This is a genomic window from Bradyrhizobium sp. USDA 3364, from assembly GCF_054056355.1.
The window spans coordinates 7,595,748-7,619,005 of sequence record NZ_JBSRYG010000002.1 but is presented as its reverse complement, the minus strand read 5'-3'; the positions used below and the strand labels follow the sequence as shown (position 1 = coordinate 7,619,005).

Below are 23,258 nucleotides of genomic sequence, written 5' to 3'. Positions count from 1 at the left end.
TTGCCTGCCGTTTAACTGTCGCGCTGGCGTCCTTTTGGCAAGTACTGTACAAACAGGGAACTAGTCCCTGTTTGTATACTATTGGGAAAAATCCCATGAAACGGAAGAACTTTGCGCGCCGTCCGGGCTGTGCGGTCGAGGCCGCGCTGGACCTGATCGACGGCAAATGGAAGGGCGTGATCCTGTACCATTTGCAGGCCGGCACCCAGCGCTTCGGCGAGTTGCGGCGGCGGATGCCCGGCATCACCCAGCGCATGCTGACCAAGCAGCTGCGCGCGCTCGAGGACGACGGCCTCGTGATCCGCAAGGTCTATGCCGAAGTGCCGCCGCGGGTCGAATACACGCTGTCCGAACTCGGCGAGAGCCTGCGCCCGGTGATCGATATCCTGAAAGCCTGGGGCGAGGGCCATCAGGAGCGGCTGTCCTGCGCGCCCGCGCCGGAGGTTGTCGTGAAAAAGCCGAAGCGCGCGGCGTAGCTCAAGATCAGTTTGAATTGAATCGGGCCGGATCCAATTCACCTCTCCCCGATGGAAAGATCGATAGTCCCGCATTCGCGGGCGTTTGCACAATTTCGGAATATTGGAAATCTACCTTTGAGTTGCCCGACGTGTCAAGTCGCTCTGTCGAGCGCCGCGGCCGCCGGCTCCTTTGCATGGGGTTGTTTTCGATATTTCGGCGGCGCGTACCTGCCGGGAGCGGTGTCGCTCCCGGCCGTTGCTCTTGGCGGCTGCGCAGATCAGCTCAGAACGCCACCTGCGTGCGCAGCGCGACCGCGTCGAACTTCGAGCCGACATCCGCAGGCGAGGTCGCCGAGGCCTGCTTGGCGATGTCGCCGTGCAGATAGTTCAGCATGAAGCGGACGTTGTTGTTGACGTACCAGTTCAGCGCGGCGGTGTAGACGGTCTGCCGTCCACCCGCGACGCCGACCGCCTGCGCGATCTGATCGTTCAGATCCATCGTGCTGACGCGGCCGGCGATTTCCCAGGCGCCCCAGCCGCCGCCGGCGAGCGAGAACGGATCATGCGGCTTGATCCCGCTATAGGAGGCCGTCGCCGGATTGTAGGCGTGGTTCTCGCCGGTCAGCACGTAGCCGACCTGCGCGTAACCGCCGTCGAATTTCAGGCTCGGCGCGCCGAACGGCGGCAGCCCGGTATTCGCGGAGCGGTCGACATTGAACCAGTAATATTCGCCCTGCGCGATGAACGGCCCGTAGGTCGCTGCGGCCTCGACGCCGTAGACCTGCGCGCTGGAGACGTTGGCGATCGCGCCGGTCGAGATCAGCGTGGTCGGATCGATGCGCAGCTCGGGCCGGTCGCTGAGCGTGAGCGTCTGCGCCTGCGTCAGCTGGTTGCGCGGCGGCTGCACCAGCCATTCCGCATCGGCACCGATATGCACCGAGTAGTTCTTGCCGCTGATCGGATTGCCGGCGATGCGGACGACACCGCCATATTGCTCCGACGTCCCGGCCGGCGCGGTCGAGGAGGCGGAGTGGATCGCGCCCGTCGTCGGTCCGGTGACGTAGCCGCCGATCCAGAGCTGGTCGTTCCACCAGCGCGTGCCGGCGCCCGAACGGAAGTCACCGGCCGCGATGTTCTGCGCGATGATGCCGACCGAGGCGCGCTCCATGAACAGGATGTCGTTGGAGCTGGTCGCTTCGTCCAGCGTCCACGGGATGTCCATGATGCCGCCTTCGATCGCCATCTTGCCGCCGAATGGCTTGAAACCGGTGTAGCTCAGATAGGCATTCTCGACGCCGGAAGTGCCGCCGCCGGGCAGCGAGCCCGGGGCCGCGCCGCCGAAGCCGTCGGACGAGCCGCCGAAGTCGTAGATCAGCGCGTAATTCCAGTCGCCGAAGAACTTGCCGACGATGCCGATGCGCGCGCGGCGGAGATTCTCGCCGCTGTCGAGCTTCTGCGGCGAGGTGCCGGCCGTGTTCGGACGATAGTCGTAGCCGCCGACGTCCCAGTGGATGCGACTCGTGATCGCGACGCAGTTCTGTTCGTCCGCGGTGCAGATCGTCGGCCGGTTGTTCGGCATCGTCACCACGACGCCCGACGGCGCGACCGGGCCCTTGACCGGGATCGCGGCGTTGGCGCTTGCGACGCGCGAGGCTCTGGCGTCCGCCGCCTTCGCATTGGCGTTTGCGCTGGCCGCAGATGCGGTATTGGCGTTGGTCTGCTTCTGCAACTTGTCGAGCTTCTGCTCGAGCATCTTGAGCTGCTGCTTCAGCAGCGCGATCTCCGCGTCGCTGCCGCCTCCGGCCGATTGCGAATAGGCCGGCGAGGCGGCGAGCGCCCCTGCAAGTCCTATGGCGATTGCACCAACTTTTGTCGCACCCATTGTGCACCCCTGTTGTGTTTGAAGTCCTCACTCACTCACTGAACGGTCCTAGGAGCTGAACGTGACTGACGCACGACAGCGCTTTCTGGCATCGCAGTTCCGCTTGTTGTCCGCAGGCAACAAGCGGAGCGGCGCAGTGAGATGACAGGCATCATAGAAGCTTGGCGGCGCGCTTCAACGCGACTGCTGCGGGTTTTGCACCGGTCCGGCGGGGGCCAGTTATCCGGCCGGGCGCCCTTCAATTGCCCCGCGAACGCGCCTATATTCCGGCGTTTTCCACGAGAGGTGAGAATGCTCCGACCTGTCCGCTTTGCTGCTCTATCCGCGCTGTGCACGTTGGTTTTGATGGGGAATCTCGGCCCGGCCGCGGCCCAGGACCGCCGGGTGCCGTCCTCGCAGGCCGAGCTGCAGCTGTCCTATGCGCCGATAGTGCAGCGGGTGCAGCCGGCGGTGGTCAATGTCTATGCCGCCAAGACGGTGCAGAACCGCAATCCGTTCCTGGACGACCCGATCTTCCGCCGCTTCTTCGGCGTGCCGGGGCAGCAGCCCGAGCAGATGCAGCGCTCGCTCGGCTCCGGCGTGATGGTCGACGGCTCCGGCCTCGTGGTCACAAACAATCACGTGATCGAGGGCGCCGACCAGGTGAAGGTCTCGCTCGCCGACAAGCGCGAATACGAGGCGGAGATCGTGCTGAAGGACAGCCGTACCGACCTCGCCGTGCTGCGGCTGAAGAATACCAGCAAGGAGAAATTCGCCACGCTCGACTTCGCCAATTCCGACCAGCTGCAGGTCGGTGACGTCGTGCTCGCGATCGGCAATCCGTTCGGCGTCGGCCAGACCGTGACGCACGGCATCATCTCGGCGCTGGCGCGCACTCAAGTCGGGATCACGGATTATCAATTCTTCATTCAGACCGATGCCGCGATCAATCCCGGCAATTCGGGTGGCGCGCTGGTCGACATGACCGGGCGGCTCGCAGGCATCAACACCGCGATCTTCTCGCGCTCCGGCGGCTCGCAGGGTATCGGCTTTGCGATCCCTGCCAACATGGTGCGCGTGGTGGTGGCCTCCGCCAAGAGCGGCGGCAAGGCGGTGAAGCGGCCGTGGCTCGGCGCGCGCTTGCAGGCGGTCACGCCGGAGATTGCGGAGACGCTCGGGCTGAAGCTGCCGACCGGCGCGCTGGTCGCCAATGTTGCGCCGAACAGCCCCGCAGCGAAGGCCGGGCTGAAGCTGTCCGACCTGATCGTCGGGATCGACGGCACGCCGATCGACGATCCCAACGCGTTCGACTACCGCTTCGCGACCCGTCCGCTCGGCGGCAATGCGGAGATCGAGGTGCAGCGCGGCGGCAAGCCGGTGAAGCTCACCGTGCCGCTGGAGACTGCGCCCGATAGCAACCGCGACGAGATCGTGCTGACCGCGCGTTCGCCGTTCCAGGGCGCCAGGGTCGCCAACATCTCGCCAGCGCTGGCCGATGAGCTGCATCTCGATGCCGGCGCCGAGGGCGTCGTCGTGACTGAGCTCGCCGATGACGGCACGGCGGCCAATGTCGGCTTCCAGAAGGGCGACATCATCCTGGCGGTCAACAACGAGAAGATCGCGCGCACCGGCGACCTCGAGAAAGCGTCGAAGTCGGGGACGCGGGTCTGGCGCATCACGCTGGTGCGCGGCGGCCAGCAGATCAACGTGACGCTCGGCGGATGAGCCCCAAACAACCGAGGGAGGCCGGCAATCTGTTCGCTGCGGCGGGGATGGAGCAGGATGCGCCACACCCGCTGCCGGACCGGCTGCGTCCGCGCACGCTGGCCGACGTGGTCGGGCAGGACCACATCCTCGGACCCGACGGCGCGCTGACCCGCATGCTGGAAACGCGCACGCTGGGCTCGCTGGTGTTCTGGGGACCGCCCGGCACCGGCAAGACCACGGTGGCGCGGCTTCTGGCCGACGCCACCGAGCTGCATTTCGAGCAGATCTCCGCGGTGTTCTCCGGCGTCGCCGATCTCAAGAAGGCGTTCGACGCCGCCCGTGCCCGCCGTGAGACCGGCAAGGGCACGCTGCTGTTCGTCGACGAGGTGCACAGGTTCAACCGCGCGCAGCAGGATTCCTTCCTGCCCGTGATGGAGGACGGCACGGTGGTGCTGGTCGGCGCCACCACGGAGAACCCGTCCTTCGAGCTCAACGCCGCGCTGCTGTCGCGCGCCCGCGTGCTGGTGTTTCACTCGCTCGATACGGCCGCGATCGAGAAGCTGTTTGCCAATGCCGAGAAGATCGAGGGCAAGAACCTGCCGCTCGATGCGGAAGCGCGCGCCGTGCTGGTGCGGATGGCCGACGGCGACGGCCGTGCCTCGCTGACATTGGCCGAGGAGGTCTGGCGCGCCGCGCGCAAGGGCGAGGTGTTCAACGCGGAGCAGTTGCAGGCGATCCTGCAGCGCCGTGCGCCGATCTACGACAAGTCGGCCGACGGCCACTACAACCTGATCTCGGCGCTGCACAAGTCCGTGCGGGGCTCCGATCCGGATGCGGCGCTGTATTATCTCGCGCGCATGTTCGACGCCGGCGAGGACCCGCTGTTCCTGGCGCGGCGCGTGGTGCGCATGGCGGTCGAGGACATCGGGCTGGCCGATCCGCAGGCGCTGGCGGTCTGCAACGCCGCCAAGGATGCCTATGATTTCCTGGGTTCGCCCGAGGGCGAACTCGCGATCGCGCAGGCCGTGGTCTATCTCGCCACCGCGCCGAAATCGAACGCGGTCTACACCGCGTTCGGCGCTGCGATGCAGACCGCAAAGCAGGGCGGCTCGCTGCTGCCGCCGAAGCACATCCTGAACTCGCCGACCAGGCTGATGAAGTCGGAGGGCTATGGCTCCGGCTATCAGTACGATCACGACATGCCGGACGCGTTCTCCGGCCAGGACTATTTCCCGGAAGCGCTGGGCCGCCAGACCTTCTACGATCCGCCTGATCGCGGCTTCGAGCGCGAGATCCGCAAGCGGCTGGATTACTGGAACAGGCTGCGCAAGGAGCGGGGCGGCTAAAAGAGCCTGTCATTGCGAGCGAAGCGAAGCAATCCAACTAGCCGCATATGCGGAACGATGGATTGCTTCGTCGCTTCAGCGCAAAATTGCTTCGCAATTCTGTCGCGAGCTCCTCGCAATGACGGCGATGGCGCTCTTCGACCAAGCCCCGTCATTTCACGCTTTTCGTAAACTCCAGGATCTCATCCGTCAGCCGCGTGTCCGGCGTGTTGATCGCATAGACCTCCGACATGTGGCTGTGCTGCGGCAGCATGAAGCTGCGGGCGCAGCCGCTTGGCCGCTTGCAGGTGGCCTGCTTCAACAGCTCGAACTGCTCGACGAAGCGCGGCGGATCGAGCTCGGCCGCGGTGATCAGGAACGGGATCGGGCTCGCGACCAGGCCTTGCAGCGAGGAGCGTTCGGCGTAGCGCGACGGGTCGGAGCCGAAATAGGCGAGCTCGGCGTCACCGGCCGGCGACGCCGTCAGATCGTAGATGCCCGACACCATGATCGCGGCGGCAAGGCCGCCGCCCTTCACCTTGTGGAATTCGCCATGCGAGACATAGCTCGCGACATGGACCGCGCCGGCCGACTGGCCCATCAGGAAGATGCGCTTGGGGTCGCCGCCGCGCGGCGCGATATTCTCCGTGACCCACTGCACGACCGCGCCGATGTCTTCGGCGCCTGCCGGCCACGGAAAGGCCGGCGCGAGGCGGTAGGTGGCATTGACGCCGACAAAGCCGCTCTTGGCGGCCCACAGCATGATGTTGTCGTAGAACGGGCTGCCGGGAGCGCGCTTGTTGCCGGCGACGAAGCCGCCGCCATGGATGTAGATCAACACCGGCCGCGGCGGCGCCGCGGTGTCCGGCGTGAAGACGTCGAGCAGATGGCGGTCGGCGGAGCCGTATTTGACGTCGCGCTCGACCTTGACGCCCTGATAGGGCTCCTTCTGTTGCAGCGGTGCGTAGAGCGCAGCGGTCTTCGGCGGGTCGACGACGCGGCCGAGTTCCAGCAGCTTCCAGGCCAAATCTTCGGGCATAGGGGCTGCCGGGCTCTGCTGGGCCAGCGCGGGGCCTGACAGCATCAGGGCCGTGGCCAAAGCCGATATCGCCAGTCTCATTCCCACGCTCCTTCCAAGCCTTCCCGCCGCCTGCCGAATGCGGCCGAACATGGCCGATGCTGCGCCGGATTCACACCGATTTCGCCGTGACGATTCGCGGCATTTGCGCTAGGCACAATGCAGGTCTGGAGCCGAAACACCGCCATGAGCCGCCGCATCAAGAGAACCACATCGCCGGGCGATCGCGCCAAAGGGCGCGACAAGGGCCGTGACAGGGACCGCGCCAACGATCGTGGCAAAGGCGGATCGGCGCAACGCGGCCACAAGCCGGACGATCGCAAGTTTGATGACCGCAAGTCCGGTGATCGCAAGACCGGCGATCGTCCGTTCGCGCACCGTGCGGCCGCCAAGCCCCCGCGCTTCGCCGAGCCACGCCGCGACCGGCCGGAGCCCGCCGCGGCGAAGCCAGCGGCCGAGCAGCCATTGCCGACCAAGGTGCAGACCGTCGTCGTCAGCGCCGACGAGAACGGCATGCGCGTCGACCGCTTCCTCGAGGCGCGGTTTCCCGGCCTGTCGTTCTCCCATATCCAGCGCATCGTCCGAAAGGGCGAGCTCAGGGTCAACGGCAAGCGCGCCGATTCCAAGGACCGGCTGGAGGAAGGCCAGAGCGTGCGCATCCCGCCGCTGCGGCTCGACACGCCGAAGACGGCCGGTGCGCTCTCGGATGCCGAGGCGAAGACGCTGCAGGCGCTGAAGGACATGACGCTGTACGAGGACGACGACGTGCTGGTGCTGAACAAGCCGGCCGGCCTTGCCGTGCAGGGCGGCTCCGGCATGACGCGCCATGTCGACCAGATGCTCGAGGTGATGCGCGACGCCAAGGGGCAGAAACCGCGGCTGGTGCACAGGCTCGATCGCGAGACCTCGGGCTGCCTGCTGGTCGCCAAGACGCGGTTTGCCGCCACGCATCTCACCGGCGCATTCCGCCATCGTTCCGCGCGCAAGATCTACTGGGCGCTGGTCGCCGGCGTGCCGAAGCCGAAGCAGGGCCGCATCTCGACCTATCTCGCCAAGGAGGAGAGCGAGGAGGACAGCATCATGCGGATCGCGGAGCATGGCGACGAGGGCGCGAGCCACGCCGTGACCTATTATGCGGTGGTCGAGACCTCCGCGACCAAGCTCGCCTGGGTCTCGCTCAAGCCGGTGACCGGCCGCACCCATCAATTGCGCGCCCACATGGCGCATATCGATCACGCGATCGTCGGCGATCCCAAATATTTCAACAAGGAGAACTGGCAGCTGCCGGGCGGCCTGCAGAACCGGCTGCATCTGCTCGCCCGCCGCATCGTGATTCCGCATCCGCGCGGCGGCGTGATCGATGCGACCGCGCCGCTGCCGCCGCACATGCTGCAATCCTGGAATCTGCTCGGGCTCGAGGCCGACCGGTTCGACCCGATCGAGAACGCGCCCGAGGAGTGACGGGCGGACGCTGCCTGGCGATATCCGTCGCGGACAGCAAGAACGATCAAAGCGACCTCATGCGCTGCGGCTATGTTGCCGCGCGCCGGGCAGCGCCGGCATGCAATCGTCAAGGAGGTTGTCCATGGCCGGGATCTGGCTGCGCTTAGCGCTTTTCCTCATTGGATCGGCTATCGCTTCGGTGGCGGCACATGCCGAGACCGTGGTGCTCCGTGGTGGTACGCTGTACGCATCGGCGGATGCGGCGGCGCTGCCGGATGCGGTGATCGTGATGACCGACGGCGTCATCAGCGCGGTCGGCAAGTCAGGCGATGTTCACCTGCCCACGGATGCGCGCGTGATCGATTGCACCGGCAAGACCGTGGTTGCCGGGTTCTGGAACAGCCACGTGCATTTCACCGAGAGTGCCTGGCACAACGCCGGCGAGGCGCCGGCGGCGCCGTTGACAGAGCATATGCAGGAGATGTTGACGCGCTGGGGCTTCACGACGGTGTGGGATCTGGGCTCGGATCCGAGGGACACACTGCCGCTGCGCAAGCGCATTGCCGCCGGCGAAGTCGCCGGTCCCAACATCTTCCTCGCCGGCAGTATTTTCCCGAAGGACGGCCATCCGGCCTATCTGCCCGCCGACATGCAGTTGCCCGAGGCATCGACGCCGGACGAGGCCACCCAACTGGCGCGCAGCTACATGGACCTCCACCTCGATGGCGTGAAGCTGTTCACCGGTGTCTTCAAGGGAAGCAAGCCGGTCGTGAACATGGACCCGGCGATCGCCGGGGCCGCGGTCGACGTGGCGCATGCGCAGGGAAAGCCGGTGTTTGCCCACCCGCAAAACAAGACCGGCGTCGAGACGGTGATTGCGGCCGGCGTCGATATCATGGCGCATACCGACCCGAGCGAAAGCGGCTATACGCCGGAGCAGCTGGCGCGGTTCAAGGCGCAGGGCATTGCACTGATCCCGACGCTGTCGCTGTTCACGACCGTCGTCCTCGACCCCGCCGTGACAAGCCGGCTGCTGACCGCAACCGTCAACCAGCTCAAGCAGTTCGCGGACAATGGCGGGCCGGTGCTGTTCGGCACCGATGTCGGCTTCACCAAGCTGTACGACACCATGCAGGAATTTCAGCTGATGCACCGCGCGCTGTCGGAGCGCCAGGTGCTGGCCTCGCTGACGACCAACCCGGCGCGCTTCTTCAAGGCGGTGAAGAAGGGCAGAGTGGAGCAGGGTTTCGACGCCGATCTCGTGGTGCTCGACGGCGATCCGCTCAGCGACGTCGCCAATCTCGCGAAGGTGAATACCACCATCCGGGCGGGTCACGTGATCTATCAGAAGCCGTGACGGCCGGCAGGCTTGTCCTCAAGGCCCGTGCTGACGCATGCTGTAATCACTTGAACCATGGACATCGCGTCACGAAATAGAGGCCATGAAGCGATCCCTGATTGTTGCCTGCACCTTGCTCTGGGCCGCGGGCGCGCCGATCGCCTCCGCGCAGATCATCCTGCCCGGCGGCTCGATCAACAATGCGCCGTTGCCGCCGCCGCTGCCGCAGCCGAAGATCGAGGTGCCGCCGATTCCGAAGATGGACGCGCCGCCGCAGCCGAGCCTCCGGTCCCCGCCGCGGACATCGTTCGGCGACCGCATCAGCCGATGCCTGGACGAGGCTGCGGCCGCCGGCCTGACTCAGTCCCAGCGCTCGGCCTATTCGCGCTCCTGCGCCAACACCCGCGACTGACGGGCGAAAGTCCCGGGATGCAGGCTTCGGTCTATTTGGCGGGAATGCGCAATGTGGCGAGGTCGGAGCCAACGATCGTCGCGCCCGTGAAGCCGCCTGCCTCGGCGGCGGTGCGATAATCCGCTTCGGTCAGCGCACCGCCGGGCACCTTGTACGGGCCGTGATGCGTCGCCCCGACCTGGGGCGCAAGGTGGGTCAGCATCAGGTATTTGGCGCCGGTGCGCTTCGCCATGGCGCCGAGGTCCGGCGTCAGGCTCTGGCGGTGGAAGAGCGGAAGCGGCATGCCGCTGTCGCGGTCCGGACCCATGATGGGATGCATGGTCGAGTGCACGATCACCTCGGCGCCTTGCGCCAGCAGGAGCCAGATGGCGGTGAGCAAGGCCGTCGGAAGAAGGAAGCGCCGCATGCGTCGGCTCCGGTGTCGTTCCGATCATCGCGGAGATTGGTGAAGTTCGCGCCGCACCACAAGCGTCCGGCCACATCGCATCGAGACCTTGTGATCACGCGACACGCACCGTTCCGGTGTTTGCGCAAACGAAATCCGCCGGCCTTTCGGGCCGGCGGATCGTTGCGTGATGAAAAGCGGGCGTCAGTTGTTCCAGTTGCCGCCCTGGTCGTTATCATCACCATGGTGATGGCCGCCGCCGTCGAAATCGAAGAAGTCGAACAGGTCGCTGAGCGCCGGGCTGTTGACCGGAACATAGGGATTGCCGGGCGCGGCAACCGGGTTCGGGTAGTTGTCGCGGCTGCGATGGGTGATCGGCTCGAGGCGCCAATTCCGCTCGATGAATTTGATGATCGAGACGTGATCGGCATATTCATGCGAGATGTGGCCCTGGCGCGCCAGCGGCGACACCACGATCAGCGGAATGCGGGTGCCGTCGCCGAAATAGTCGAGCGGCTGCACATAGCCCGAGTCGAAGTAGCCGCCGCCTTCATCGAAAGTGATGAAGATCGCGGTGTCCTTGGCGTAGTCGGAGCCCTCGACCTGGTCGACGATCTTCTTGGTGAAGCCTTCGAACAGGTTGAGCTTGGACGACGACGGATGGCCGTCGGTGAAGCCGCTCGGCTTGACGATCGAGACTGCCGGCAGCGTGTGCTTGGAGAGGTCGGAGTACAGATCAGCCGAGTCCTTGATATGGGCTGCGACCTGCTCGGGGTGCGACATGATCGAGGTGTCGTACTGGAACGGATTGCAGATGTTGCAGTACTCGTCGGCGGTCGGACCAGCCACGCCCCAGTTCAGCTGATAGGGATCGTTGACGTAGTTGTTCCACTGGTCGCCGTAATACTTCCAGGAGATGTTGCGCTCGTTCAGGCTGTCGCCGATGCTCTTGCGGGTCGACGGCGGGATCGTGAACGGCGTGTTGGAGGGATTGGTGTCGGTGTAGGCGTTCTTGCCGTTGCCGAAATAACCGGGATTGTAGTTGTTCAACAGATAATAGTGGCCCGGTTCGCAATTCGCGTTGATCCGGATGTTCTTCAGATAGTCCAGGATCGGCTTGACGCCGGGCTGGGTCGCATCCGAGCAGTCGCTGTAGGAGCCGCCGCCGGACACCGGGCTCGTCTGGTAGGGCGGCGCGAAGCCGCCATTGCCGCCGGCGCCGTAGCCGTCCTCGGTGTACCAGTTGTTGGTGCCCGTGGCCGGGTTCGGATTCTCGATCATATGGACGATGCCGGCGTCGGGCGTGCCGCCGAACACCTGGGTGCCGTTCGGCGGCACCGCGGCGTTGCCGTAGGCGTCGCTGAAGTAGAGCATGTCGGCATGACCGAACATGATGTGGTTGGCACCGGTGCCGCCGTTGACGGACTGGTGGAAGTTGTCGCTCATCGCGTATTTCTGCGCGAGCGAGGTGAAGTAGGGCACGTCGCCCTTCTGCACGTTGTAGAAGCCGAGCGCGGTCGAACCTTCACCCGTGGTCGTGGCGGTCGGCGAGTACTCAGTGGAGAAGTTGGAGGGTTGCGCTGCGCCGTTGGCGCCGGCGCCGACGGTCACTTCGACCCAGGCGAACAGATTGCCGCCGCAGCCCGACGGATTGTCGCGGCTGGCCGCCGAGTGGTTGCAGTTCAGCTGCTGCCACATCTGGTAGAAGCGATGCACCGGGCTCGCCGAATACGAGTCGTAGGGCATCGCATCGCTGTTGGTGAGCTGGAACGGACCGGCCGGCAGCGCGCTGACATTGGTGATGCGCTGGTCGGGGGTCTGCGAGGTCTGACCGGTGCCGCCTGAGAGCAGGTACTGGTAGTACTCGGACGGCAGGCCGGATTCCGACTGCTGCGCCAGCGCAAGCGACGCCTCGCAGGTGGTGATCGGCGAGCTGCCGCACTTGTTCGGGATGTAGGAGACCTTGGGGCCGCCGACCAGCGGAGACGGCAGCTGATCCTTCGGGAAGTTCTGCTTCGGCGGGCTCAGCAGGAAGGCATCGTTCGGGCCGTTATCCATGGCCGCCTGTTGATGCGCCTTTTCGAAGTTGGGCCCGGGGATCGCGTTCTTGTTGGCGTCGAGCTTGACGATGCCCTGCGACAGCAGGTTGAACACGCTTTCGCCGGAACGCTGCGGCACGTAGGTCGCGAACACGTGGTCGAAGCTGCGGTTTTCGCCGATGATGACGATCACGTGCTTGATCGGCGACCGGGTCTCGTGTCCACCGTGGTGATTCCAATCCTCCGCGAGCACCGGGCCGGCGGTGAATTGACCTAGCGCAAGCGCGCTGAGGGTGAGGCGGCAACCCTGCAGCCAACGTGACTTGTGCCTGTCGCGCATTAAAGCTCTCCTTTTTGCTGATTGAGCGGCTTGGTGGAACTTGCGGTGTCGCGCGGCACGACCTTGATCCGCCCCATCATGCCGCCGTCCTCATGCTCCAGGACGTGGCAGTGGTAGACGAAGGTGCCGACGATGTTGGGATCGCGGAAATCCATGCGCAGGCGCACGCTCGGATATTTCAGCATCCGTCCGTTGTAGTAGGGCACGTTGACGGTATCGCGCAGGAACGGCTCGTTGACTGCGACGCCGGACCAGTCGAGCAGCTGGAAGTGAAGCTGGTGGATGTGGAAGTCATGCAGCTCCATCGAGCGGTTCTCGATGATCCAGTCCTCGACGTCGCCTTGCCGCACGGTGATGTCGGGCACGTCCGACTGCGGATCGAACGGCTTCGGGGTCTCGCCGTCGAGGGTCATGAAGAACTTGGTCGGGCTGTTCGGATCGTTCGGATTCTCCGGCTGCTCGGAGAAGAACAGTTTCCTGACGCGCACCGGTGCGACGTTGCCGACCCACGGCCGCTCGGCGCGTGGCAGCGGCTCGGCGCGCGCGGGCAGCGCGGCCTGCGGTTCGCTTGCATCGGCTGAGGCAGTGATCGCGACCAGGGCGCGGTTGGGGTCGTTCTCGCCGGCGGGTCCGGCGTCGACCGCGCGCGTCACCAGCAGGGCCGAGGCGCCGGGGGGCGGGCCTTCGACGATGAACTCGGCGCGGGAGCCCGGCGGCAGGCCGATATGGTTGACCCATTGCACCGACGGCGACGGGCTGCCCTGGAACTGCAACGGCACGCCGTCGAGCCCGACGATGCCGATCTGCTGCGGCGCGCGGCCGACCAGCAAAGCGAGGTTGAGATAGGTGATCGCGGACGCGTTCAGCACGCGCCACAGCTGTCGCTCGCCGGGCTTCATCGTCAGCCTCGCCGGCGGATAGTTCGGGTAGGGCACCGGCACGAAGTTGACGGAGAGATCCTTCGACGGCTTGCCGAAGCCGGTGCCGGAATTGGCGACGTCGCCATCATTGTCGAGCTGGCTCTTGGTCATGACCGGCTCGAATTTCGACGGCGGTGCGTCGGGATTGACGAGGTCCTGGTCGCGGATCACCAGCACACGCTCGGGCAGGCCGGCGAGCTGTGGATCGGTGCGCTCGATGCCCTCGATGATGATGGCGCCGGAAGCGCCGCCGAGCACTTGCGTCTTGCTCAGGCCGTGCAGATGCGGGTGATACCAATAGAGCCCGGGCGGCGCGTCGTCGGGAATGCGTAGACGATATTCGAACGGCGCGTCGTCGGGCTGGATCGAGGTCTTCAGCACTTCATCCTGGTGGCAGACCGGCGGCACGGTCAGCCCGTGGAAGTGCAGATTGGTCGAGACCGGCGTCATCGCGCCGCTCGCGCAAGCGTCGACTTTCGGTCTCGTTGTGCAGATCGGTGCACCGGCGAGGGGGCGGTCGATCGCAGGCGTTGCCGTGTCGAGGTCGACGAGGTCGTTCTTGAAATGGATGACGAGCTGATCGCCCGGCTTCAGCCGCAGGGTCGGCGAGGGCTTGCCGTCGGGTGTCGAATAGCAATAGCGGCTCGTTCCATCCGGCAGTTTCTCGTCGTGGATGCTGAGGTCGGTTTCGAGCACGCCGTCGCGGCTGCGTAATTCGCCGGGCTCCGCGATCGGGCTTCCGGGCTCGGGTCTCGCACAAACGTCCTGTTGCGTTCGCGGCGCATCCTGCACGCCCGCTGCGGCGAGCCAGGCCGTCGCGCCGCTCGCGGCAAGCCCGAGGCAAGCCGCGGCGATGACACAACATGCGGTCGAAAGTCGTCGTGCCACGCCGCCCTGCCAATACGTCGCCATCGGCGCGCAAACGCGCTACCGGCGCCATGCGTGACGCCAGTCCACGTCTTGCGACCGCAATGGTCGACAAATGCTTCTGTTTGGTATGGGAAGGCTAGCGGCGCGTTGTTGCCGAAATCTGGCAGGTTTTTAACACGCAGATGACAGAAACTTGCGGCACTTCGACGCAGAACTGCGCGCGACGTTCAAACCTGTTGAGCGATCAATCGGATGAAGCATTCACGGACTCAATTGCGGAGATACGGAGACGCGCAGGCAATCGGCAGAAATTTTTTCGGTGTCGCTGTTCCTGTCATGTGAAGTCGATCGCGGCCGTTTGGTTCCAGCGAATTGTTTCGCGGCCGACACGATCGTGGCACGCGATTCGCAGATTGCTTGCTACCCCGCGACGGCGCTCGGAAGGAACTTGGCGTCCGCTTCGGCAGGCTCGCCCAGTTCGTTCTCCCATTTTGCAACCACGGCGGTTGCGACGCCGTTGCCGATGACATTGGTCATCGTCCGTCCCATGTCGAGGAAGGCGTCGATTCCGATCAGCAACACGAGGCCGCCGGCCGGCAGACCGAAGGTGGGCAGGGTCGCGGCGGCGACCACAAGCGACGCGCGCGGCACGCCGGCGATACCCTTGCTGGTGATCATCAGAAGCAGCAGCATCGCGATCTGGGTCGTGATCGGCATCTCGATGTTGAAGGCCTGGGCGACGAACAGCGCGGCGAAGGTCTGATACATCATCGAGCCGTCGAGATTGAATGAGTAGCCGAGCGGCAGGACGAAGCCGGTGATGCGCTCCGATACGCCGAACTTCATCAACTGCTCGATCATCTTCGGGAAGGCTGCCTCGCTGCTGGACGTCGAGAAGGCGATCATCATCGGTTGCCGGAGCAGGCGCAGCAGGTTCCTGATCGAGCCGCCGAGCACGACGCTGCCTGCGCCGATGATAATCACCCAAAGCACCAGCAGCCCGAAATAGAACGCGCTGACGAACTTTCCATAGGTGACGAGGACCCCAAGCCCCTGCGTGGTGATGACGGCGGCCATGGCCGCGAACACGCCAACCGGCGCAAAGCGCATGACGTAGTCGGTGAGCTTCAGCATGACCGGAACGATCTGATCGATCGACCGCGCGATGTCGGGGGCAAGCGTGCCTTTGACCGCGCTCAGCGCAAAGCCGAAGAACATCGCGAAGACGAGGATTTGCAGCACCTCGTTGCCGGCCATCGCCTGCACGACGCTGATCGGGAAGACGTGGGCGGCGAAATCCTTGACGTTCAGGCTGCTGGTTTGAACGTTGGCCGAGGCATTGGCGTCGGGAAGCGCGAGACCGAGACCGTGCCCCGGTTGCAGCAGGTTTGCGAGCACGAGCCCGACCGCGAGCGATATCACCGACGCGGTGATGAACCAGGCCAGCGACTTGACGGCAATGCGCGCGACGGCACCGCCGCTTGCGCCGAGACTGGAAATCCCCGACACGATGGTGGCGAACACCAGCGGCGCGATGATCATCTTGATCATGCGAAGGAAGATATCCGACAGGATGGCGAAATAGCCCGCGATCGCCTTGGCTTGTTCCGGGCTCGCAAGTGTGTTGCACGCGTAACCCACGGCGATGCCGAGAAACAGGCTCACCATGATGTAGGTAGTGAGCTTGCTCGAAGTCTGGACTCTGCTGCCTGCCTGCATGACGTGATCCTTCGCCACCGGAGAGTTGCGGCATCCGAGCTGTGGCGCGCCTGACTGGCGTCTCGGAGTGCCGCTAGAGCATGATCCGGAAAAGCGGATACCGGTTTTCCGACAACATCATGCTCAAAAAAGAGAGTTCGAACGGTGAGCCACTCCGGCTAACCGAGCTTGGACAGGACCGCCGTACGAGCCTGTATTGACGGCGCGTTGCGGGCGCGGATCGCCTCGACGAGGCGGTCGATATCGTCGGTGGTGTTGAACATGCCGAGCGAAACGCGGATGCCGTCGCGCTCCGGCGAGACACGGATGCCGTTCTGCGTGAAGTAATCCAGCCACTCGGTAGCCGGCAGCGCGATGACATAGATGTGCGGCGCGCGGTGCTGCCGCTCGCGCGGTCCGACCAGTCCGACATCGAGCCGGTCGAGGCGCTCGATCAGGTAATCGCCGAGGTCGAAGCAATGCTGCTGGATGTTCTCGATTCCGATCTGGTTGATGAGATCGATCGCCGCGCCCAAGGCCTGGACTGCCGGAAGGTTGAAATTGCCGAGCTCGAAGCGGCCTGCGGTCGCGGGCAGGGCCATGTTGTCCGGCCTCGCGATGAAGTCGTGCGGCGGTTCGGCAAGGCTGGCGGCCGCGAGGTAGGCCGGCTCCAGCTCGGTGCGCGTCGCGTCCCAGTAGAGCAGGCCGAGCCCTTGCGGCACCAGAAGGCCCTTGTGCGTGCCCGAGCCGATGAACGTGGCCTTGATGGCTTTGGCGTCGATCGGGACCACGCCGATGCCCTGCATCACGTCGACGACGAAGTAGAGCGAATGCTGTGCACAGAGTTCGCCCACGCTTTCCACGTCGAAGCGATGGCCGGCGTGGAAGGTGACCTGCGACATCGAGATCGCGCGCGTTCGCTCGTCGATATGCGGCCGGAAGCTCTCCGCATCGACCACTTCGGTCATCGGGATGAAGACGATCTCGACGCCCTTCTTGCGCAGATTGAGGAAGGCGTAGGCGTTGTTGGGATGATCGCCATGGATCATCAGAACCTTGTCGCCTGCACGGAGCGGCAGCGCGTTGGCCGCGATGTTCATGCTCTCGGAGGTGTTCTTGGTGAAGGCGATCTCGTGCGGCTTGACCCCGAGGAAATCAGCGACCTTGGCGCGGGTCTCTTCGAGGCGGTTGAGCCAGATCTGCTTGGGGCCGGCGTTTTCGAAGCCTTCCCAGAGAAAGCGTTCGAAGGCCTCCTTCACCGGGCGGGAGAGCGGCGTCTGAAAACCGCTGTCGAGGTAGACCACGTGCTCGGCGGCGGGAAAGTCCTTGCGGACGGCTGATACGTCGTAGTGCTGGCGCATGATCACTCCGGTGGCTCGGGCACGGCAAGGCGTCCCGCCGGACGGACCGGCGGTGGTCAGTTCTGGTGACGTCGAAGTGGACTTGAAGTTGACTTGGAAAGAACTGCCTAGATCGTGGTCAGCCCAATCATCTGCCGCAAGGATACACAGGATTGGCGTTAGATCGAGATTTCATTCATAAAATGAGAGTATTTATTCCGAAAAATGAGAATCTAACAAATCCTCTTCATGATCCTGTAAAATGGTCTCGGACAGCAGCGTCGCTGCCTCCTGCAAGGGGGCAATGAAGGCGTCGAGGCCTGCGAAGCCGACCCGCGCCGCGGGCACCGAAACGCCCAGGCATGCGATCAGATCGCCGGCCGGCGAGACGATCGGCACGGCGCAACCGACAACGCCGCGAACGAATTCCTCGTTGGTCTTCGCCCAGCCCCGGCGCCGCGTCTCCTCGAGCAAGGCCAGCAACGCGTCGGGGTCGGCGATCGTGGTCGGGGTGTAGCGGACGAGGCGGAGCGAATGGACCAGCCGCTGGCGGACCTTGGCGGGCAGACGGCTCATGTAGATCTTGCCGGTCGACGTGCAGTGGAGCGGTGCCGCTTCGCCCGGATTGAACTGCAGCGCCTGCTGCTGCTTGGAGCGAACGCTGTCGACATAGACCACGACGTTGTCGCGGACGACGCCGATCTCGCACTGTTCGCCGATACGGTCGGCCACCGCGCTCAGCACGGCGTGCCGGCGCACGGTCCGGAACGCCGCGCCGATGGTCTTGGCCGCGAGCGTGACGAGCTTGCTTCCCACCACATAGCGCTTGGTGCCGAGCGCCTTCTGGATCAGGCCCCGGGCTTCGAGATTGCCGATGAGGCGATGCGCGGTCGGAAGCGGCAAGGAAAGCGCGGCGGCGATCTCGGCGACCGACAGGGCCTTCTTCTGCTCGGCAACGAAGGTCAGGATCGCGATCGCCCGATCCAGCGGTCCGTCGTTGGAACTGTCAGCTTCGTTGGCCACGACCCAATCCTCTGCGTCGATCTCGTCCAATGCTTTTTACAGCAACACAAACGGAAAGGCTCCTTCCGGTTCGCGACCCGGTCGCGGATCGCTTCGGCCTACCGTCTGAACTGCGCGAGAAACATCCGCAAGGAATCGTGCGGGCTCTCGACATCCGCAATCACCCAGCCGTCGGGGCCGTTGACGACGATGAAGTTGAGCGTGACCGCGCGGCCCTCATTGTCGAAAGTGACCGTGACATCGGTCTTGTCGAACTGCCGGCGCGGGACTGCGATCGAGATCGGGCCGAGCCGCCAGCTCGGGCTCTGCACCAGGAAATCGTAGGGTGCGTCATGCAGGGCGGTCCAGGCGCCGCGCAGGGTGGGATCGAAGAACCGCCGGGCCGTCTCCTCGTCACGCGGCAGGCCATTCGAGAATTCGGCGCTGCCTCGCCCATAATGGGCGTAGACATTGCGGATCAGGGATTCCGGTGTACGGAACCCGGCACAGGCTGTGGCGGCTGCGAGAACCGCCGCAACCAGCGAAAAACCCGCGAGGAATTTGCCGCGTCCCATCAGCTTTATTTGCCGTTGCCGCTGACATATCTTGCAGGGAAATCCTTCGAAACGAAAGCCGGCCGGCGCGATGCGCGAACTCTTCGACGATATCCCTGAACAAGCTCCGCTCGATCCGCAGGAGGCGGTGCGGCGCCACATCCGCACACCCCAGCGCAAGCGCTTCTACACCAGCGCCGGCGTCGCTGACGCCGATGGCGGATTTGCGATCACGCTCGACGGCAAGCAGGTCCGTTCGCCCTCCGGCAAGCCGATCGTGGTGCCGACGCGCGCCATTGCGGATGCGGTCGCGGCGGAATGGAATGCGCAGGGCGAGACCATCGACCCTGTGACCATGCCGCTGACGCGGCTCGCCAACAGCGTGATCGAGGGGGTGATCGATCGCGTCGACGAGGTCGCCGACGACGCGGCAAAGTTCCTCGGCAGCGATCTGTTGTTCTACCGCGCCGGCCATCCCGAGACGCTGGTGGCGCGCGAGGCCCAGCATTGGGATCCGATCCTGTTCTGGGCGGCGGACGCGCTAGGAGCTCATTTCGTGATGGCCGAGGGGGTCATGCATGTCGGCCAACCCGAGCCCGCGATCAAGGCGGCGCGCGCCGCGTTCCCGGCCGATCCCTGGTCGGTCGCGGCGCTCCATGTGGTGACGACGCTGACCGGTTCGGCGCTGCTGGCGCTGGCACTGGCGCATGGTGTTCGCGATGCGGACCAGGTCTGGGCCGCCGCGCATGTCGACGAGGACTGGAACATCGAGAAATGGGGCGTCGACGAGGAGGTCGCCGCGCGCCGCGCCGCCCGGCAGGCCGATTTCAAGGCCGCCGCCGGCGTCCTCAGGGAGTTCAGGCCGGGTTAACGAGACCTTTACGGCGCCGGGCTAGCCTGCGGCACATCCCTCGTGCCTGGCCGAGATCTCCGACATGGCTATCGCCGTCAATCCCGTGCTGCCGGTGCTCGCCTCGAAGGAGGCGGACAGCGTCGCGCCGGACCTCACGCTCGAGGCGGGCAGCGTCGTCAATGCGCAGGTGCTGAAGGTGCTGTCCGCCGATCTGGTACGGATCGCGATCGCGAGCTTGTCGATCGATGTCCAGACCGAGGTGCCGCTGCAGCAAGGCCAGAACCTGCAGCTTGCGGTCTCGCAGAGCAATGACGGCATCCGCCTGCAACTGGTTGGATCGGGCGCGGACAGCGGCGATGCCGTGCGGCTGTCGCCGGCCGCCGCCAACGTCACCGATGCTGCGCAGCCGGTCGATGCGGCACCGAAGGCCGTGCTGACGCCGCTGGAGCGCGTCACCATCACGGCGACGGCGCAGCATGCGGCGGCGGTGCAGGGCAGCCAGGCGCCGCTGTTTGCCAATCTTGCGGCGATCGCCTCCGCCAATCTGCCGCCAAAGCTGCAGGCCGCGATCGCGCAGGTGCTGGCGCAGCAGACCGGCCTCGACGAGAATTTGAGCGGCGATGCGGTCAAGAGCGGCTTCCAGAAGTCCGGCCTGCTGTTCGAGGCGACGCTCGCAGCGGGCGTCACGCCCGCGAGCGGAGGCGCGCCCGATCTGAAGGCCGCGCTGATCGTGCTGCGCCAGGCGCTGACCTCGCTCGGCGCCGGAGATGCCGCAGGGTCTGCGTCCACGCCGCCGCAGCAACCGTCGCTGCCGGGCGCCGGCACGGCGCCGGGCCTCGTGCCGTCAGGCACGCAAGATCTCGAAGTTCTGGAGATCCTGCTGCCGCAGGCCCGCGTGCCGGTCGCCGAAGACGTGACCCGCGGCGCCACCGGGCTTGCCGGGGCGCTCGCGGAAGCGCTCGATGCCGGGCCGTCCTCGGGCGGTGCGCTCAATCTCATTCAGGAAGCGTTGCACGAACTCGGCAACCCCGCACGGCAGGGCGCCGCGCCGAGGGAGATGCTGCCCGGCGACGTGACCGTGCGCAGCAACACGCCGCCGCCGCCGTTCCACGGCGCGCTGCCATCGGCCCAGGCCATTGCGGAACCGTCGATTGCGCAGGGAGCACCGCTCGCAACCGCTGCGCATCGTCTCTTGGAAAACACCGACGCGGCGCTGGCGCGGCAGACGCTGCTGCAAGTCGCCTCGCTGCCAGACCGCGCCGATGCTGCGCGTCCGCAGCTCGATGCGATGGTGCCGCGCTGGAATTTCGAGATCCCGTTCCTGACCCAGCAGGGCACGGCGATGGCGCAGTTCGAGATCTCCCGCGACGGTAGCGGGGGGAGCGAAGTCGAAGCGGCCAAGCGGGTGTGGCGGGCGCGCTTCACGCTCGACGTCGAGCCGGCCGGTCCGGTGCACGCGCTGGTCTCGCTGAACGGCGAACGCACCTCGGTGCGGATGTGGGCCGAGCGTCCCTCGACCGCCACGCAATTGCGCGCCGGCGCCTCCGAGCTGAGCCAGGCGCTGAGCAGGGCCGAGCTCGTGCCTGGCGAGATCGAGATCCGCGACGGCAGCCCGCCCCAACCGGTACCCGCACGCGCCGGTCATTTCCTGGACCGCGCATCATGAGCGACGCGAAGAACCAGCTTGCGGTCGCCTTGCATTACGACCACGTCGGCGCGCCGCGCGTGGTGGCGAAAGGCAAGGGCGCGATCGGTGCCAAGATCATTGAGGTCGCCAAGGCCAACGACATCCCGATCGAGGAGAACGAGGTCTTGGCCGGCGCGCTCTCCAATGTCGAACTCGGCGACGAGATCCCGGCCGGGCTCTACAAGGCGGTCGCCGAGGTCTTGGTGTTCGTGCTGCGGATGTCGGGTCGGGCGCGGTAGCGTTTTCAATCGAAGACGCTTGTTGCCATCCTTTCACCAAGATGCCATCCACCATCGTCGTTACCCGAACCAACCCAAGGTCCCCCGTGATCCATCGCCGCCATGCGCTCGGTCTGTTTGCTGCCGCTTGCATCCTGCCACAGCGCAGCTTTGCCAACGTATCCTACCAGCGCAGCGAGTTTCGCGACGGCCTGCAAAAGCGGTTCTTCGATCTCGGCACCGAGGGTACCTTCGTCGGCTACAAGGTCGACGACTATCTGATCATCGCGAGCGACAAGGTGCGCTCCGGCGAGGGCAGGCTGCCGGCCTCGACCTTCAAGATCCCGAACGCGCTGATCGCGCTCGAGACCGGCGTGGTGCAGGGCCCGGACAAGGACGTCTTCAAATGGGACGGCGTTACCCGCAGCATCGAGGCCTGGAACAAGAATCACACGCTGCGCTCGGCGATTGCGGTGTCGGCCTTTCCGGTGTTCCAGGAGATCGCGCGCCGGATCGGCGAAGAGCGGATGAAGAAGTATCTCGACATCATCGACTACGGCAACCGCGACATCGGCGGCGGCATCGATCAGTTCTGGGTTTCCGGGAACTTGCGGATCGATCCGGTACAGCAGATCGATTTCCTCGACCGGCTGCGCCGCGGCGTGCTGCCGGTCGGTAAGCGCAGCCAGCAGTTGGTGTGCGACATCCTTCCGGTGACCAAGGTCGGGGACGCCGTCATTCGCGCCAAGACCGGATTGACCGACAAGGAGCACGGCTCGCTCGGCTGGCTGGTCGGCTGGTCGGAGAAGGGCAGCGATATCACGGTGTTCGCGATGAACATGGACTGCAAGACCCCGGCGCAGATCGACGCGCGGATGAGCGTCACGCAGCAATGCCTCACCGATATCGTCGCGCTGTGATGACCTGACTTCCGCGCATACGCTTTGCGTTTGCCGCGCGCGCGTAGCGGCTGGTGACCGCCGCGCCGCTCGACTAGCATGCCTGCGTCAAAAGCAAGAAACGGAGGAATCATGCATTCAGCAACAGTCTGGCTCTCGTCGCTCACGCTGGCCGCGGCCGGCGGCTGGCTCGCCGCCACGGTGTTTTCGGCGCCGGCCACCAGCAAGGAGCCGCGCTTCCCGCAGCTCACCATGGAGCAGCTCAACGACCTGCAGAAGCCGCTCGGCGAGCAGATCATGAGGGTGTCGAGCGTCGGCATCGGCGGTCCCTATAATCCGATGATTCGCAGCCCGGTGCTCGGCCAGCGCCTCTACGATCTGTTCTATTACCTGCGCTGGCAGACCTCGGTGCCGACCAGGCTCAACGAATTCGCGATCCTGATCATCGGACGGCAGTGGCGGTCGCAGGTCGAGTGGTTCGCGCATGCGCCGCTCGCGGCCAAGGCCGGGCTGTCGGCTGACGTCATCGCCGATCTCAAGGCCGGCAACCGTCCGTCGAAAATGGCCGACGACGAGGCCGTCGTCTACGACTTCGTCACCGAGCTGACCACGACGAGGAAGGTCTCCGACGAGACCTATGCGCGGGCCAAGAAGATCTTCAACGATCAGCAGATCGTCGATCTCACGGCGGTTGCCGGCAATTACGTGATGGTCGCGATGATCCTGGCGATGGCGGAGGAGACCGTGCCGCCGGGCAAGGAGGAGCCGTTCAAGGTCGGCGAGAAGTAGCATGATCCGGAAAAGTGCGAAGCGGGTTTCCGAGTAAGATC

20 protein-coding genes are annotated in these 23,258 nt (G+C 65.3%); 11 read left to right on the top strand and 9 right to left on the bottom strand.

All coding sequences use genetic code 11. The features are described from left to right. The first annotated feature begins 95 nt into the window (after positions 1 to 95). Complete coding sequence (locus ACVILL_RS35890) at positions 96 to 476, top strand: winged helix-turn-helix transcriptional regulator (RefSeq protein WP_024578593.1); 381 nt, start codon at positions 96 to 98, stop codon at positions 474 to 476. 265 nt (positions 477 to 741) lie between these two features. On the opposite strand, the gene ACVILL_RS35885 is transcribed toward ACVILL_RS35890, so the two are convergent. Then, a complete protein-coding gene (locus tag ACVILL_RS35885; RefSeq protein WP_456733366.1) occupies positions 742 to 2,340 on the bottom strand; it encodes an OprO/OprP family phosphate-selective porin in 1,599 nt (532 codons plus the stop codon). A gap of 345 nt (positions 2,341 to 2,685) precedes the next feature. Between ACVILL_RS35885 and ACVILL_RS35880 the strand changes: the two genes are divergently transcribed. Together ACVILL_RS35880 and ACVILL_RS35875 are read left to right on the top strand one after the other, a co-directional pair. Next, a complete protein-coding gene (locus ACVILL_RS35880; RefSeq protein ID WP_456734441.1) occupies positions 2,686 to 4,044 on the top strand; it encodes a DegQ family serine endoprotease in 1,359 nt (452 codons plus the stop codon). Beyond that, positions 4,041 to 5,372 (top strand): replication-associated recombination protein A, encoded by a 1,332-nt coding sequence (locus ACVILL_RS35875; RefSeq protein ID WP_456733365.1) that lies wholly within the window; start codon positions 4,041 to 4,043, stop codon positions 5,370 to 5,372. Before ACVILL_RS35880 ends, ACVILL_RS35875 begins: the two co-directional genes overlap by 4 nt. Before the next feature lie 151 nt (positions 5,373 to 5,523). Here the strand turns inward: ACVILL_RS35875 and ACVILL_RS35870 are convergent, their stop codons facing one another. After that, positions 5,524 to 6,471: an alpha/beta hydrolase gene (locus ACVILL_RS35870; protein WP_456733364.1), complete on the bottom strand. Its 948-nt coding sequence runs from the start codon at positions 6,469 to 6,471 to the stop codon at positions 5,524 to 5,526. A 144-nt stretch (positions 6,472 to 6,615) separates the two neighbouring features. On the opposite strand from ACVILL_RS35870, the gene ACVILL_RS35865 reads away from it, so the two are divergent. The 3 genes from ACVILL_RS35865 to ACVILL_RS35855 all read left to right on the top strand — a co-directional run bounded on the left by ACVILL_RS35865 (position 6,616) and on the right by ACVILL_RS35855 (position 9,623). Beyond that, a complete protein-coding gene (locus tag ACVILL_RS35865) occupies positions 6,616 to 7,890 on the top strand; it encodes an RluA family pseudouridine synthase (RefSeq protein WP_456733363.1) in 1,275 nt (424 codons plus the stop codon). A gap of 124 nt (positions 7,891 to 8,014) precedes the next feature. Further along, positions 8,015 to 9,229: an amidohydrolase family protein gene (locus ACVILL_RS35860; RefSeq protein ID WP_456733362.1), complete on the top strand. Its 1,215-nt coding sequence runs from the start codon at positions 8,015 to 8,017 to the stop codon at positions 9,227 to 9,229. Between the two features lie 85 nt (positions 9,230 to 9,314). After that, positions 9,315 to 9,623 carry a hypothetical protein gene (locus tag ACVILL_RS35855; protein ID WP_456733361.1) on the top strand — a complete coding sequence of 103 codons (309 nt, stop codon included), beginning with the start codon at positions 9,315 to 9,317 and terminating at the stop codon, positions 9,621 to 9,623. A 31-nt stretch (positions 9,624 to 9,654) separates the two neighbouring features. On the opposite strand, the gene ACVILL_RS35850 is transcribed toward ACVILL_RS35855, so the two are convergent. The 7 genes from ACVILL_RS35850 to ACVILL_RS35820 form a co-directional block, all read right to left on the bottom strand. After that, positions 9,655 to 10,029 carry a hypothetical protein gene (locus ACVILL_RS35850; protein ID WP_456733360.1) on the bottom strand — a complete coding sequence of 125 codons (375 nt, stop codon included), beginning with the start codon at positions 10,027 to 10,029 and terminating at the stop codon, positions 9,655 to 9,657. A gap of 183 nt (positions 10,030 to 10,212) precedes the next feature. Next, positions 10,213 to 12,387 carry an alkaline phosphatase family protein gene (locus ACVILL_RS35845; RefSeq protein ID WP_456733359.1) on the bottom strand — a complete coding sequence of 725 codons (2,175 nt, stop codon included), beginning with the start codon at positions 12,385 to 12,387 and terminating at the stop codon, positions 10,213 to 10,215. After that, on the bottom strand, positions 12,387 to 14,195 hold the full coding sequence (locus tag ACVILL_RS35840; protein WP_456733358.1) for a multicopper oxidase family protein: 1,809 nt from the start codon (positions 14,193 to 14,195) through the stop codon (positions 12,387 to 12,389). Before ACVILL_RS35840 ends, ACVILL_RS35845 begins: the two co-directional genes overlap by 1 nt. 402 nt (positions 14,196 to 14,597) lie before the next feature. Beyond that, positions 14,598 to 15,896, bottom strand: coding sequence for a dicarboxylate/amino acid:cation symporter (locus ACVILL_RS35835; RefSeq protein ID WP_456733357.1), 1,299 nt, complete (start codon positions 15,894 to 15,896; stop codon positions 14,598 to 14,600). Positions 15,897 to 16,054: 158 nt separating this feature from the next. Next, entirely contained in the window at positions 16,055 to 17,236 is a 1,182-nt protein-coding gene (locus tag ACVILL_RS35830; RefSeq protein ID WP_456733356.1) for an aminotransferase class V-fold PLP-dependent enzyme, read from the bottom strand. Between the two features lie 192 nt (positions 17,237 to 17,428). Next, on the bottom strand, positions 17,429 to 18,238 hold the full coding sequence (locus tag ACVILL_RS35825; protein WP_456733355.1) for an IclR family transcriptional regulator: 810 nt from the start codon (positions 18,236 to 18,238) through the stop codon (positions 17,429 to 17,431). A gap of 98 nt (positions 18,239 to 18,336) precedes the next feature. Continuing rightward, positions 18,337 to 18,792 carry a hypothetical protein gene (locus ACVILL_RS35820; protein ID WP_456733354.1) on the bottom strand — a complete coding sequence of 152 codons (456 nt, stop codon included), beginning with the start codon at positions 18,790 to 18,792 and terminating at the stop codon, positions 18,337 to 18,339. Between the two features lie 70 nt (positions 18,793 to 18,862). Between ACVILL_RS35820 and ACVILL_RS35815 the strand changes: the two genes are divergently transcribed. From ACVILL_RS35815 to ACVILL_RS35795, 5 genes are all read left to right on the top strand, one after another. Beyond that, on the top strand, positions 18,863 to 19,642 hold the full coding sequence (locus tag ACVILL_RS35815) for an ATP12 family chaperone protein (protein ID WP_456733353.1): 780 nt from the start codon (positions 18,863 to 18,865) through the stop codon (positions 19,640 to 19,642). 64 nt (positions 19,643 to 19,706) lie between these two features. Beyond that, positions 19,707 to 21,290 (top strand): flagellar hook-length control protein FliK, encoded by a 1,584-nt coding sequence (fliK, locus tag ACVILL_RS35810; RefSeq protein ID WP_456733352.1) that lies wholly within the window; start codon positions 19,707 to 19,709, stop codon positions 21,288 to 21,290. Continuing rightward, the gene (locus ACVILL_RS35805) at positions 21,287 to 21,550 is read left to right on the top strand and encodes an EscU/YscU/HrcU family type III secretion system export apparatus switch protein (protein WP_456733351.1); all 264 of its coding nucleotides are present in this window, start codon (positions 21,287 to 21,289) and stop codon (positions 21,548 to 21,550) included. The genes fliK and ACVILL_RS35805 overlap by 4 nt, the downstream gene beginning before the upstream one ends. An 86-nt stretch (positions 21,551 to 21,636) precedes the next feature. After that, complete coding sequence (locus tag ACVILL_RS35800; protein WP_456733350.1) at positions 21,637 to 22,449, top strand: penicillin-binding transpeptidase domain-containing protein; 813 nt, start codon at positions 21,637 to 21,639, stop codon at positions 22,447 to 22,449. A 111-nt stretch (positions 22,450 to 22,560) separates the two neighbouring features. Then, positions 22,561 to 23,217, top strand: coding sequence for a carboxymuconolactone decarboxylase family protein (locus ACVILL_RS35795; protein ID WP_456733349.1), 657 nt, complete (start codon positions 22,561 to 22,563; stop codon positions 23,215 to 23,217). Positions 23,218 to 23,258: the final 41 nt, after the last annotated feature.